Genomic DNA, 12,336 nt, shown 5'->3' with positions numbered 1-12,336 from the left:
GACAGGAGCGTAGCCACCCGCCGATGCCGCTCGGCGGCCCGCCAGTAGCGTTCAGTCCATGATCGCCCTGAATGCCCTCGACGCCCTCGTCCGCCTCTGTCCCCCGCCCGCCGGCCCGCCGCCCGCTGTCGACTGGGCGCGGGCCGAGCGGGCCCTGGGTACGGCACTGCCCGCCGACTACAAGCGGCTCGTCGGGACGTACGGCGACGGCATCTTCACCGACACGATCTGGCTGCTCGTCCCCGGCTCCGCCTACGACGACTGCGACCTGTACGCGCAGGCGGCGGAACGGGACGAGATCCTGGCCGGCCTCTGGGAGTTCGAGGCGAAGCCCGTCGAACTGCTGGAGCCCGGGGCCCGGGTCCTGCCGTGGGCCTTCGAGGAGGGCACGGGCGCCTTCCTCTACTGGCTGGCGCGGCCCGGCCGGCAGCCCGACGAGTGGACCGTGCTCTACAACGAGGGACGCGGCCCTCTGTGGGAGCACCACGAGGTGGGCTGCTCGGCCTTCCTGCTGGCGGTACTCACCGGTACGGCGGAGACGGCATATTTTGGACAGCTCCACGACGAACTCCAGGCTGGGGAGCACCGGTTCGCGACGGCAGATCAGACCCTCGGAGCGTCCCGCCCCGATCCCTCCCGCCCCTGACCCCGTCCGAGTGCGACCCATGGCCGGTCCGCCGGACACCCCCAACTCGACTGGTCTGACCACTAGACCATCTGTCCGGTCGGTCGTATGGTCTCCGCATGCCTCTGCAACCAGTCAACCGGCGCTCGGTTCCTGACGAAGTGTTCGACCAGCTCTTCGGGGAACTCGTGAGCGGCAGCCTCGCTCCGGGCGAGAGCCTTCCCAGTGAGCGGCGACTCGCGGAAGTCCTCGGCGTCTCACGCCCCGCCGTGCGGGAAGCGCTGCAACGGCTCGCGCACGCCGGTCTGGTCGAAGTCCGTCAGGGCGACGCCACCACCGTGCGGGACATCCGCAGAGCGGGCGGCCTCGATCTGCTGCCCCGCCTCCTGTTCGCCGGCGGCGAGATCGACCTGGGGGTCGCCCGCAGCATCCTGGAGGCGCGGCTCCACATGGGCCCGAAGATCGCCGAACTCGCGGCACGGCGCAGGGGACCGGAACTCGCCGCCCCGCTCCGTGCCGCCGTCCGGGCGCTCGAGGACGACACCGATCCCGTCAACAGGCAACGGCTCGCCCTGACTTTCTGGGAGCACGTCACGGACGCCGCCGAGTCCGTGACCTTCCGCCTGATGTTCAACAGCCTCCGCGCCGCCTACGAGCCCGCCCTGGACGCACTGGCCCACGTCATGGCCGCGGAGGTGGACCGTACCGACGCGTACACCGTCCTCGCGGAGGCGATCGTCCAGGGCGACGCGACCGCCGCGCGCACCCGCGCGGAGGATCTGCTCGGCCCGGCGACCACGGCCCTGATCGACGTCATCGATCTGCTCGACGAGGAGTAGCCATGAACCTGCGCAGGACGATCACGCGCATACGGACGTCCGCCGACGGAGACCCGGACGAGGCCGCCCGGGCCCGCGTTCGAGCGGACGAGGCCGCACAGTCGGTACCGCGCCGGACCGAGGTCACGCTGGGAGGCGTGTTCCGGGCCTTCTGGCGCTACCCCTCGCCCTGGATGATCAGCGGCACGCTGGTGACCGTGCTCGCCTGCCGGATCGTGCTGGGCGACTGGCGCGTCACGGACGCGTACGCCCCGGTGATCCTGCTCCTGCTGTTTCCGTTCCTGGAGTGGCTGATACACGTCTTCGTGCTCCACTGGCGTCCGAGGAAGGTCGCCGGAGTCGTCCTCGACACCCTCCTCGCGAGGAAGCACCGCGAGCACCATGTCGACCCGCGTGACGTCCCGCTGGTCTTCATCCCCTGGAGGGCGCTCGTCCGGGTCGTCGTCGGCTACAACGCCATCGCCCTCATCGCCTTCCCGCGGCTGGGCCAGGCCCTGACGTTCATGCTGAGCGTGGCGGTGACGGGGCTGGTCTACGAGTGGACCCACTACCTGATCCACAGTGACTACCGGCCTCGGAGCAGGGCCTACAAGGCGGTCTGGCGCAACCATCGCCTGCACCACTACAAGAACGAGCACTACTGGTTCACCGTCACCACGACCGCCAGCGCCGACCGGCTCCTGGGGACGTTCCCCGACCCGGCCACCGTGCAGACCTCACCGACCGCGAAGAACCTGCACGGCGCGGCCTGACGCACCGGTCACGGGCGGCGGGAGCCGTCGGGCCGGACCGTCAGGTCCGACCCGGCGCCGCGGGTTCTCGTGCGGGATGAGAGGGTCTGGCGAGTGAGTGAGACACCGACGAACACCCTGCAATACCGCATCGACGGCCCCGACGACGCCCCCGTGCTGGTGATCGGACCCTCCCTCGGCACGACCTGGCACATGTGGGACCGGCAGATACCCGAGCTCACCCGGCAGTGGCGCATCGTCCGTTTCGACCTGCCGGGGCACGGCGGGGCTCCCGCCCTGCCCTTCACCTCCGTCGCCGAGCTCGGCGACCGCCTGCTGGCCACCCTCGACGACCTGGGCGTGCAGCGCTTCGGCTACGCCGGCTGCTCCATCGGCGGCGCCGTCGGCCTGGACCTCGCGCTGCGGGCGCCCCACCGGGTCGCCTCCCTCGCCCTGGTCGCGACCTCGCCCCGGTTCGGCAGCGCCGACGAGTTCCGCCAGCGCGGAGTGATCGTCCGCACCCACGGCCTCGAACCGATGGCCCGGACGGCACCCGAGCAGTGGTTCACCCCCGCCTTCCGCGCCGCCCAGCCGGCGATCGTCGAGTGGGCCGTACAGATGGTCCGCACCACCGACCCCGGCTGCTACATCGGCGCCTGCGAGGCGCTCGCCGTCTTCGACGTACGGGAGGCCCTCGGCCGGATCGGCGTCCCCGCGCTCGTGCTCGTCGGCTCCGACGACCAGGTCACCGGCCCCGCCGAGGCCCGCACCCTGGTCGCCGGGATCGCCGACGCCCGGCTCGCCGTCGTCCCCGGCGCCTCCCACCTCGCCCCGGTCGAGCAGCCCGCCGCCGTCACGGAACTGCTCACCGGCCACTTCGCCGGTGTCGTGCACGACACGCAGAGCGCCGTGCCCGCCCTGGCGATGCCGCCCGTCTCCGCCCCCGTCGTGCCCGTCGCCGAGATCGCGCCCGCCGAGCCGGCGGGCGAACCCGTGGACGCCGTGCGGACCGACCCGTACGACCAAGGCCTCAAGCTCCGCCGCGAGATCCTCGGCGACGCCCACGTCGACGAGGCGCTGACCGACGAGTACGGGGCCGACCTCCAGGCCCTCGTCACCCGGTACGCCTGGGGTGAGGTGTGGAGCCGGGAAGGCCTCGACCGCCGCACGCGCAGCTGTGTCACCCTCACCGCGCTGATCGCCGGCGGCCATCTGAACGCGCTCGCCGACCACACCAGGGCCGCCCTGCGCAACGGGCTGACGCCCGACGAGCTCCGCGAGGTCGTGCTGCAGACCGCCGTCTACTGCGGGCTGCCCGCCGCGGAGAGCGCCCTGGGTGTCGTCGGCAGGGTGATCAAGGAGGAGACGACGCCCCAGGCGTAGGCTGAGCGGGCCGGAGCGGCCCGTCGTGAGGGGAAGTCCTGTGAAGCTGACGAAGATGTCCCACGCCTGCGTCCGGCTGGAGAAGGACGGGCGGACGCTCGTCATCGACCCGGGCGCGTTCAGCGAGCAGGACTCCGCCGTCGGCGCCGACGTCCTGCTCGTCACCCACGAGCACCCGGACCACTTCGCCGAGGACCGGCTGCGCGCCGGTCTGGAGTCCAACCCGGCGGCCGAGATCTGGACGCTGCGGAGCGTCGCGGAGAAGCTCTCGGCCGCCTTCCCCGGCCGCGTCCACACCGTCGGCCACGGCGACACCTTCACCGCGGCCGGGTTCGACGTCCAGGTCCACGGAGAGCTGCACGCCGTGATCCACCCCGACATCCCGCGGATCACCAACGTCGGCTACCTCGTGGACGGCGCCGTCTTCCACCCGGGCGACGCGCTGACCGTGCCGGAGCACCCGGTGGACACGCTGATGCTCCCGGTGATGGCCCCCTGGAACAAGATCGCCGAGGTCATCGACTACGTACGGGAGGTCAAGCCGCGCCGCGCCTTCGACATCCACGACGCCCTGCTCACGGACCTCGCCCGGCCCATCTACGACCGGCAGATCGGGCAGCTCGGCGGCACGGACCACGGCCGTCTGGCCCCGGGGGACTCCACCGAGCTGTGATCCACCGGCGGTGCGCGACGGGCGGGGACCGGTGACTGTCACACCCCGCCGTTAGGCTTACGCACATGCGCATCGCGACCTGGAACGTCAATTCGATCACCGCCCGCCTGCCTCGACTCCTGGCCTGGCTGGAGAGCACCGGCACGGACGTGCTGTGCGTCCAGGAGACCAAGTGCACCGTCGAGCAGTTCCCCGCCGACCAGCTGCGCGAGCTCGGCTACGAGTCCGTGGTCAACGCCACCGGCCGCTGGAACGGCGTGGCGCTGATCTCGAAGGTCGGCCTGGAGGACGTCGTCACCGGACTGACCGACGGCCCCGACTACGAGACGTTGCAGGAGCCCCGGGCCATCTCCGCCACCTGCGGCCCGGTCCGCGTCTGGTCGGTGTACGTGCCGAACGGCCGCGAGGTCGCCCACGAGCACTACGCGTACAAGCTCCGCTGGCTGGACGCGCTCCGCGCGGCCGTCGCCGAGGACGCGGCGGGAGAGCGGCCCTTCGCCGTCCTCGGCGACTACAACATCGCGCCGACCGACGACGACGTCTGGGACCGGGCGGCCTTCGAGGGCCTCACGCACGTCACCGAACCGGAGCGTGCCGCCCTGGCCGGCCTCCGCGAGACGGGCCTCACGGACGTCGTGCCGCGCCCCCTCAAGTACGACCACCCCTTCACGTACTGGGACTACCGCCAGCTCTGCTTCCCGAAGAACCGGGGCATGCGCATCGACCTGGTGTACGGCAACAAGCCGTTCGCCGACGCGGTCAAGGACAGCTACGTCGACCGCGAGGAGCGCAAGGGCAAGGGCGCATCCGACCACGCCCCGGTCGTCGTCGACCTGGACGTCTAGGACTTCGGGACCCGCCCCCGTAGACGGCATCGGGTCCCGCCCCCCCCGTAGACGATCTCCGCGCGCCGGGTGGTGCCACGGGAGGGTGAAATGCGACGCTGTTCGGATGAACATCCCGTTCCTGGACAACTGGCGCAAGAGGCATGAGGCCGAGCATTCCCTGGCCGCGGCCTTCGATCGCGACCCCAAGGGAGTGGGTGAGCTGCTCGCCGAGTGCGAGCTGCTGCGCGCCAGAGTCCAGGACGCAGGGGTGACGCTCGACGACACCCCGCGCTCGCTCGCCGCCCTCGACCAGCTCCCGCCGCGCTGGCGCGACGATCCGGAGGAGCTGCCCTGGCTGGGCAACGACGCCGGGCTCTATCTGGGCACCGTCATCGTGCGGAACGTGCCGGGCTCGAGCTGGCAGGTGTGGCCCGGCGGTCAGCCTGTGGTGCGGCTGGCCTCGGGGCGTGAGATCAACGTGGTCGAGGCGGGGCTCGACTGGGCCATGAGCGGATCGCCCGAACTCTCCCAGGTGTACGGGGAGGCTGCCGAGTTCTGACCGCTGCCGCACCGCTCCGCTGCCGGCCGCGCGCCACCCCCTTGCAGTAAATACGGCTTATGCCGTGTTTATGCGTGTCGAGCGTGAAGTCCCTTTTGGGGTGGATAGTTTGCGCTGACCTCGACAGAGCCGCGAAGGGGGCAGGGGAGCGTATGGCGGTCGCCGATCCGTTGATCGAGCTACGTGACGTCAACAAGCACTACGGCGCGTTGCACGTGCTGCAGGGGATCACTCTCACCGTCGGCCGCGGGGAGGTGGTCGTGGTCATCGGCCCGTCCGGATCGGGTAAGTCGACGCTCTGCCTCGCCGCGCACGCGGACAAAATCCCCGCCCAGCTCTCCGGCGGTCAGCAGCAGCGGGTCGCGATCGCGCGAGCCCTCGCCAACGGCCGCATCGTCGAGGACCGCACACCCGAGGAGTTCTTCACCAGCCCGCGCAGCGAACGCGCCAAGGACTTCCTGTCCAAGATCCTCAAGCGCTGAGCGGGGGGCCGGACACGATGCACCGTACGCGACGCCACCTCACCGTCCTCGCGCTGGCCGCCGTCGCCGCCACCGCTCTGGTTGCCTGCGGCAAGGAGGGCAGCCCGCCCGTCAAGGGTCCGCAGCCGGACGAACTCCCCGTCTACCAGGTCCAGTCGGCGTTCCGGCTGCCGTCCTCGCCGACCTGGGAGAAGGCGAGGAAGCGCGGCCACCTCGTCGTCGGAGCCAAGGAGGACCAGCCCTACATGGGGGAGAAGGACCCGGCCACCGGACGGTACTCGGGCTTCGACATCGAGATTGCCAGGATGCTGTCGGCCTCGCTCGGCTTCGAACCGGCCTCGATCCGGTTCAGGACCGTCGCCTCGGCCAACCGCGAAACCGCCCTGCAGAACGGCCAGATCGACTACTACGTCGGCACCTACACCATCAACGACAACCGCAAGAAGCTCGTCGGCTTCGCCGGTCCCTACTACATGGCCGGCCAGTCGCTCCTGGTGCGCACCGGCGAGAAGGGCATCGACGGGCCGCAGGACCTCGACGGCAGGCGCGTCTGCTCGGCCGCCGGCTCCACCCCGTACCAGCGGATCGAGAAGGACCACCCCGAGGCGGAACTCGTCGCCTACGACGCCTACTCCGTCTGCGTCGACAACCTGCTCACCTACCAGGTCGACGCCGTCACCACCGACGACACGATCCTCATGGGCTACGCGGCCAAGGTCCCCGACGAACTCGAGGTCGCGGGAAGGCCGTTCTCGAAGGAGCCGTACGGCGTGGGCGTCCCCCGGAACGACAACGCGCTGCGCCTCGCCCTCGACGACGCGCTCGCGGTCCACGAGAGGAACGGCGACTGGACGAAGGCGTACGACCTGACCCTCGGCCTCTCCGGGGTGCCCGCCCCGCGGCCGCCCGCCATCGACCGCTACCCGGCGAGCTGAGGAGGGCGAACCCGGCATGGACGTCCTGACACAGAACTTCGCGCTCTACGGCGAAGGCTTCCTCGGCACGGTCGAACTCACCGTCTACTCCTCGGCGCTGGCCCTGGTCCTCGGCTTCGTGATGGCCGCCTTCCGGGTCGCACCGGTCGGCTCCTTCCGGGTCTTCGGGGCCGTCTGGGTCACCATCCTGCGCAACACCCCGCTCACCCTGCTCTTCTTCACGGTGATGCTGGGCCTGCCGCGCTTCGGGATCGTGCTTCCCTTCGAGCTGTTCGCGGTCCTCGCGCTGGGCTGCTACACCTCGGCCTTCATCTGCGAGGTGCTGCGGTCCGGCATCAACACCGTGCCCCGCGGCCAGGGAGAGGCCTCCCGGAGCCTCGGCATGACCTTCGGCCAGAGCCTGAAGGCCATCGTCCTGCCGCAGGCTTTCCGCTCGGTCATCCCGCCCATCGGCTCGACACTGATCGCACTCGCCAAGAACTCCGCCATCGCCGGAGCCTTCAGCGTCAACGAACTCCTCGGCACCTACAAGGCGTTGAGCGAACTCGGCTACAACATCATCTGGACCTTCGTCTGGATCGCCGTCGGCTACCTCATCATCACCCTCACCATCAGCGCCGTCTTCCACGTCCTGGAGAAGCGCTGGGGAGTCGCCCGATGACCGAGTCCACCGCCCTCTACGACATCCCGGGACCGACCACCCGCAGGCGCCATCTGCTCTACGGCGTCATCTCGACCGTCGTGACCGTCGCGCTGGCCGGCTGGGTCCTCCATCTCCTCTTCGACACCGGCCAGTTCACCGCGACCAAGTGGTCCCCCTTCGAATACGTCGGCATCCAGGAGCTGTTGCTCCGCGGCCTCGGGAACACGCTCAAGGCCTTCGCGTACGCCTCCGTGCTCTCGCTCGCGCTCGGCGCGGTGCTCGCCACCGGACGCCTCTCGGAGCGCGCGGTGTTCCGCCGGGTCTCGACGCTGCTGACCGAGTTCTTCCGCGCCATGCCGGTCCTGGTGGTGATCTTCTTCATCTTCGTGGCGCTCAAGGTCCAGCCGCTGCCCGCACTGGTCGCCGGACTGACGCTCTACAACGGCTCGGTGCTCGCCGAGGTGTTCCGTACGGGAATCCGCTCGGTCGCCCGCGGCCAGGGGGAGGCGGCCTACGCGCTCGGTATGCGCAAGACCCAGGTGATGACCTACGTCCTCGTGCCGCAGGCCGTCCGCGCCATGCTGCCGGCCATCATCAGCCAGCTGGTGGTGGCCCTGAAGGACACCTCGCTCGGCTTCCTCATCACGTACGAGGAGTTCCTGCACGCGGGCAAGCTGATCGCGTCGAACCTCGACTACGACCTGCCGTTCATCCCCGTCGTCCTGGTCATCTCGCCGATCTACATCGGGATGTGCGTCCTGCTCTCCTGGTTCGCCACCTGGGTGGCCGGGAGAGAAGGGCGCAGTCCCAAGACACAGGCCGTCGACCTCGCTCCGGCCGAACCAGGGACGCTGCTGCCGGGCGGGGGCCCCGCCAAGGGGCCCTAGCCGCCGCGCAGCAGCGCGCAGGGAGCCATGCCCGCCCGGCAGCAGCCGGTGATCACTCCTTCCGCAGGGGAACCGCCACGTACGAGGGGTCGGACTCCGGGGAGGAGAAGGTCAGCTGCGCGCCGGTCGGGTTGTGCTCGATGTAGAGCGGGTCGACGGTGTCGACGACCAGGGCGAGACGGTGTCCGGCGGGCACGTCGTAGGCCGTGGAGAACAGGTCCAGGTCGACACCGAACGGTGTGCCGGGCGTCTTCCCGTGGAAGGTGTACGGGGCATTGCTGACCAGCTTGCCGAGGCCGAGCGGGCCCACGTCGTAGAGGTACGCGACGAGGGTGCCGCTCTCCTTGGTGGAGGTGACCGTGGTGTGCACCTTCGCCGTGCCGCGCACCTTCTGGGGCGTCGCGTACCGCTCGGACTGCCACACGCCGGCGAAGGCGCGGGGGAGGAGAGGGACGGAGGCCACGGGCGGGGTCCTGAACAGCTGGTCCAGGAGGTTGGTGAGCAACACGACGCCACCGTTGGCACCGGAGTCGACGTTCGCCCAGATCCGCTGGGTGCCGCCGAGCGCGAACTTCCGCTCGTCCGCGCCGACCGACTTCCAGTCCGGGTAACCCTCGTAGCCGCCGGTGGAACGGGACTTGAGCTGGACGGGCTGTTCGCGGTCGATGCCGTTGTCGGTGCCCTTGAGATAGCGGTCGAACCAGCGGTGGGCGCTCGTCCAGGTGTCGTTGGGCAGCCCGAGCAGACCGGTGGCCTCGGCGGTGGCGTGGTCGCCGGGGCGGAACTCCAGGCGCTTGGGGCCCTGGAGCTTCTCGTAGAAGGAGGCGTACTGGTTGGGCGGGAAGATGGTGTCGCCCCAGGCGTTGCCGAGCATGATCGCGGCGCCGTTGGCGTTGATCCGGTCGAGGTAGGTGACCGCGGAGCGCTTCCTGCCCCATTCGATCATCTCCCCCTCCTTGGCGAGGTTCGAGGAGAGGAAGTCGCCCAGGATCTGCTGGAGTTCGGGTCCGGGGCGGCCGGTGAGGTAGCCCGCGCCGCCGAGCAGCCCTGCGGCCTGGACGTGCTGGGTGCGGCCGCTGTAGATGGACTCGATGAGGTCGGCCCAGCCGCTGAGGGCCGCGACGGCCTTGATGCGGTCGTCGTGCGCGGCGGCGAGGAGGCTGATTCCGGCGCCGTAACTGACGCCCGCCATACCGACCTTCGCGGGGTCGGCGGGGGTGTGGGCCAGGGCCCAGTCGATGACCTTGGACGCGTCGGCGATGTCCTTGGGCCCCGCGGTCTCGATCTGGCCACCGGACTGCCAGAAGCCGCGCGAGTTGTAACTCACCACGACGTAGCCGGAGTCGGCGAGCTTCTGGGCCTGGGCCAGGTACTCGATCTGGGGCATCGCCCAGCTGGTGGGGAGCACGATCACGGGGTAGCGGGCCGAGCCGTCGGCACCGGCGGGGGTGACGACATTGGCCTTGAGGACGGTGCCGCCGTCGCCGGCGATGTCGACGAAGCGTACGGACGTGCCGGACTCCGCGGCGTGGGCGGCGGGGGCGAGCCCGAGGGCCGTCCCGGCCACCAGGGCGGCCGAGACGGCGAAGGCGAGAGATGTACGCACGGGTCACTCCTCACTCGTGTCACTGGTGGGGACAGTGCAAAGTGACCCGACGGTAACCGGCCAGACTTACCTGGGGTAACTGGTCGGTAAGTTACGCGAGGGTAACGATTGTTGAACGCGTGATCAGCGCAGCGCGCTCTTGGCCTGCCACTCGGCCCAGGAGAGGTTCCACTCGCCGTAGCCGTTGTTCAGGGCCTGCGTCCCCTTGGCGTCGGAGCCCGTGATCTCGAAGGGGTCGCCCACCTGCACCGCGTCGTACACACTCCGCGCGTTCGCGTCGCTCATCCCGATGCAGCCCGAGCTCCTGTTGGCGCTGCCGAAGTACGCGGCGTTCCAGGGGGCCGCGTGCGCGTACATCCCCGACCAGGTCAGACGCATCGAGTAGTCGACCATCTTGTCGTACGCGTCGCCGAGGCCGACGGTCTCGGAACGCATGTTGATGGTGCCCTCCTTCGACATCAGGACGGTCTTCCCGCGCCAGGACGCCTTCTCGCCGCCCGGCGTGCCGGCCGACATGGGTACGTCCTTGACCGTCTGGCCGTCCCGCAGCAGCGTGAGCCGGTGGTTGTCGAGATCCACCTTGACCAGCTGGTTACGGCCGATCGAGAACGTCGTCGTGTAGTCGCGTACGAACCAGCCGCCGGCGCCGGAGTCGATCCCGCTCAGCGTGGCGTCGAGGGTCACCTTCGTCCCGGACTTCCAGTACTCCTTCGGCCGCCAGTCGACGCGGTCCTTGCCGGACCAGTCCTGCATCCAGCCCCAGGAGCCCTCGGTGTTGTTCGAGGTGGTGACCTTGAGGTGCTTCTCGACGTCCGCCTTGTTCTTCACCGGGTGGTCGAACACGATCGAGAGCGGCTGGGCGATGCCGACGGTGGTGTTCTTCCCGGGGGCCAGGGTCAGCTTGTTGACCTTGTCGGGGGCGGCGGTGGTGAACGCGGCCTTCGCGCTGCCCCCGGCGGCGTCCCGTGCCTCGATCGCGTACGCCGTCCCGGGCGCCGCCCGCCGCGTGGACGTCCAGCTTTTCCCGTCCGCCGCCACCTTCCCCTCCAGCCGGGCGCCCTTGGAGTCGGTGACGTTCACCTCCTTGAGCCGCTCGCCCTCGGCCAGCGTCACGGTGACGGGCTCCCCGGCCCGGGCCTCGTCCCCGGTCAGGTTCACCGAGATCCGCGTCTTCGGCGCGGCCTGCTTGTCGTCACCCCCCGGACCGCCCGCCCCGCCCGATCCACCGGAACACGCACAGAGCCCCAGGGTCAGGGCGGCGGTGACGAGCAGGGCGGGCACGGGTATGCGGTTCACGGGGACGACCTCCGGTGGTGATCTCTTACGCGGGGTGAGAGTGCCGGTGGCCGTGATCGGTTCCGAATATGTGGACTATTTCGCCGATGTCGGATGTGACATGGGCGACCCCGCCGCCCGGTGGCACGGCTCCGACCTGCATGATGGGCCCGGCTCAAGCCCTCCCTCGACCCTCGATCGGCGCCATGCCCCCCTCCTCCCACGGCCCGGCGATGCCGGGACTCACTCCGTACCAACAGAAACTGCGCGACCGGATCCTGGCCGCCCCTCAGGTGCCGGCGCCCGCGCCGTGGCGCCCCGTCTTCGAGCCGTGCGCGGCCGTCGGCGGTCTCGTCGGGATCGGGTTCGCGGTGGATCCCGAGAGCGGGGGAGACCTCGTGATGGCCGTCTCGCACAACGGGCACGGGCTGTTCGACGCCACCACCGGGGAGCGGATCGCGCGGGACCCGGACCCCGAGGGCGAGGACGACCTCCCGGCCGGACCCGACCTCTCCTGCCCGGGGCTCGGGCCGCTCGCCGGGACGCGTGTGCGGATCGCCGGACTCTACGGAGGAGGGCTGCACACCACCGCTCCCGGCGGATGGCACGTCGAAGTCGTCGGCCCCGACTGGCCGAACGAACGGGTCCTGCTGAGCGCCCCGGGGGGCATGTTCCACCGTGACGAGCACGGCGATACGTGGTGGCACGTCTTCCACTCCCGCTGGTCGGAACTGCGTGCCGTCGGGTTCTCGCCCTCCGGGCGGACGCTCGCCGTCGCGACCAGCAGTGACCTCACCCTGTGGACCCGTGCCGGGGAGACCTGATCCTTCCGGACCTGGAATTCCGGCGGCCGGCGCACCAAGCTGGGGGC

The 12,336-nt window shown here is 70.3% G+C and carries 14 protein-coding genes; 12 read left to right on the top strand and 2 right to left on the bottom strand.

Features of this window, described 5'->3' with window-relative positions:
* The first annotated feature begins 58 nt into the window (after positions 1-58).
* From ACFVGW_RS02835 to ACFVGW_RS02785, 11 genes are all read left to right on the top strand, one after another.
* A complete protein-coding gene (locus tag ACFVGW_RS02835) occupies positions 59-646 on the top strand; it encodes a hypothetical protein (protein WP_385850456.1) in 588 nt (195 codons plus the stop codon).
* Positions 647-744: 98 nt separating this feature from the next.
* Complete coding sequence (locus tag ACFVGW_RS02830) at positions 745-1,464, top strand: FadR/GntR family transcriptional regulator (protein ID WP_385850455.1); 720 nt, start codon at positions 745-747, stop codon at positions 1,462-1,464.
* A gap of 2 nt (positions 1,465-1,466) precedes the next feature.
* Positions 1,467-2,216 (top strand): sterol desaturase family protein, encoded by a 750-nt coding sequence (locus ACFVGW_RS02825; RefSeq protein WP_385850454.1) that lies wholly within the window; start codon positions 1,467-1,469, stop codon positions 2,214-2,216.
* A gap of 93 nt (positions 2,217-2,309) precedes the next feature.
* Positions 2,310-3,578, top strand: coding sequence for an alpha/beta fold hydrolase (locus ACFVGW_RS02820; protein ID WP_383291994.1), 1,269 nt, complete (start codon positions 2,310-2,312; stop codon positions 3,576-3,578).
* 40 nt (positions 3,579-3,618) lie between these two features.
* Positions 3,619-4,251 (top strand): MBL fold metallo-hydrolase, encoded by a 633-nt coding sequence (locus ACFVGW_RS02815; RefSeq protein ID WP_383219749.1) that lies wholly within the window; start codon positions 3,619-3,621, stop codon positions 4,249-4,251.
* Positions 4,252-4,316: 65 nt separating this feature from the next.
* On the top strand, positions 4,317-5,096 hold the full coding sequence (locus ACFVGW_RS02810; protein WP_385850453.1) for an exodeoxyribonuclease III: 780 nt from the start codon (positions 4,317-4,319) through the stop codon (positions 5,094-5,096).
* 106 nt (positions 5,097-5,202) lie between these two features.
* Positions 5,203-5,637 (top strand): DUF6278 family protein, encoded by a 435-nt coding sequence (locus tag ACFVGW_RS02805; protein ID WP_385850452.1) that lies wholly within the window; start codon positions 5,203-5,205, stop codon positions 5,635-5,637.
* 152 nt (positions 5,638-5,789) lie between these two features.
* The gene (locus ACFVGW_RS02800; protein ID WP_385850451.1) at positions 5,790-6,119 is read left to right on the top strand and encodes an ATP-binding cassette domain-containing protein; all 330 of its coding nucleotides are present in this window, start codon (positions 5,790-5,792) and stop codon (positions 6,117-6,119) included.
* A gap of 17 nt (positions 6,120-6,136) precedes the next feature.
* Positions 6,137-7,054, top strand: a complete 918-nt coding sequence (locus ACFVGW_RS02795) for a glutamate ABC transporter substrate-binding protein (RefSeq protein WP_385850450.1) — start codon at positions 6,137-6,139, stop codon at positions 7,052-7,054.
* 16 nt (positions 7,055-7,070) lie between these two features.
* Positions 7,071-7,715, top strand: a complete 645-nt coding sequence (locus ACFVGW_RS02790) for an amino acid ABC transporter permease (RefSeq protein ID WP_385850449.1) — start codon at positions 7,071-7,073, stop codon at positions 7,713-7,715.
* The gene (locus ACFVGW_RS02785) at positions 7,712-8,584 is read left to right on the top strand and encodes an amino acid ABC transporter permease (RefSeq protein ID WP_385850448.1); all 873 of its coding nucleotides are present in this window, start codon (positions 7,712-7,714) and stop codon (positions 8,582-8,584) included. The genes ACFVGW_RS02790 and ACFVGW_RS02785 overlap by 4 nt, the downstream gene beginning before the upstream one ends.
* 52 nt (positions 8,585-8,636) lie before the next feature.
* Here the strand turns inward: ACFVGW_RS02785 and ACFVGW_RS02780 are convergent, their stop codons facing one another.
* The gene (locus tag ACFVGW_RS02780; RefSeq protein WP_385850447.1) at positions 8,637-10,190 is read right to left on the bottom strand and encodes an alpha/beta fold hydrolase; all 1,554 of its coding nucleotides are present in this window, start codon (positions 10,188-10,190) and stop codon (positions 8,637-8,639) included.
* Between the two features lie 123 nt (positions 10,191-10,313).
* Positions 10,314-11,486 (bottom strand): Ig-like domain-containing protein, encoded by a 1,173-nt coding sequence (locus ACFVGW_RS02775; RefSeq protein ID WP_385850446.1) that lies wholly within the window; start codon positions 11,484-11,486, stop codon positions 10,314-10,316.
* Positions 11,487-11,671: 185 nt separating this feature from the next.
* Here ACFVGW_RS02775 and ACFVGW_RS02770 point away from each other — a divergent pair, with 185 nt between their 5' ends.
* Complete coding sequence (locus ACFVGW_RS02770) at positions 11,672-12,289, top strand: hypothetical protein (RefSeq protein ID WP_385850445.1); 618 nt, start codon at positions 11,672-11,674, stop codon at positions 12,287-12,289.
* Positions 12,290-12,336: the final 47 nt, after the last annotated feature.

The organism is Streptomyces sp. NPDC127129, assembly GCF_042671585.1.
GTDB lineage: Bacteria > Actinomycetota > Actinomycetes > Streptomycetales > Streptomycetaceae > Streptomyces.
The sequence above is the reverse complement of the archived record's forward strand: the minus strand, read 5'-3'. Positions and strand labels throughout refer to the sequence as shown.

Bases quoted from the DNA above. Each gene is read 5' to 3' on its own strand.
- ACFVGW_RS02835 (WP_385850456.1), top strand. From the start codon at position 59: ATGATCGCCCTGAATGCCCTCGACGCCCTCGTCCGCCTCTGTCCCCCG.
- ACFVGW_RS02830 (WP_385850455.1), top strand. From the start codon at position 745: ATGCCTCTGCAACCAGTCAACCGGCGCTCGGTTCCTGACGAAGTGTTC.
- ACFVGW_RS02825 (WP_385850454.1), top strand. From the start codon at position 1,467: ATGAACCTGCGCAGGACGATCACGCGCATACGGACGTCCGCCGACGGA.
- ACFVGW_RS02810 (WP_385850453.1), top strand. From the start codon at position 4,317: ATGCGCATCGCGACCTGGAACGTCAATTCGATCACCGCCCGCCTGCCT.
- ACFVGW_RS02805 (WP_385850452.1), top strand. From the start codon at position 5,203: ATGAACATCCCGTTCCTGGACAACTGGCGCAAGAGGCATGAGGCCGAG.
- ACFVGW_RS02800 (WP_385850451.1), top strand. From the start codon at position 5,790: ATGGCGGTCGCCGATCCGTTGATCGAGCTACGTGACGTCAACAAGCAC.
- ACFVGW_RS02795 (WP_385850450.1), top strand. From the start codon at position 6,137: ATGCACCGTACGCGACGCCACCTCACCGTCCTCGCGCTGGCCGCCGTC.
- ACFVGW_RS02790 (WP_385850449.1), top strand. From the start codon at position 7,071: ATGGACGTCCTGACACAGAACTTCGCGCTCTACGGCGAAGGCTTCCTC.
- ACFVGW_RS02785 (WP_385850448.1), top strand. From the start codon at position 7,712: ATGACCGAGTCCACCGCCCTCTACGACATCCCGGGACCGACCACCCGC.
- ACFVGW_RS02770 (WP_385850445.1), top strand. From the start codon at position 11,672: ATGCCCCCCTCCTCCCACGGCCCGGCGATGCCGGGACTCACTCCGTAC.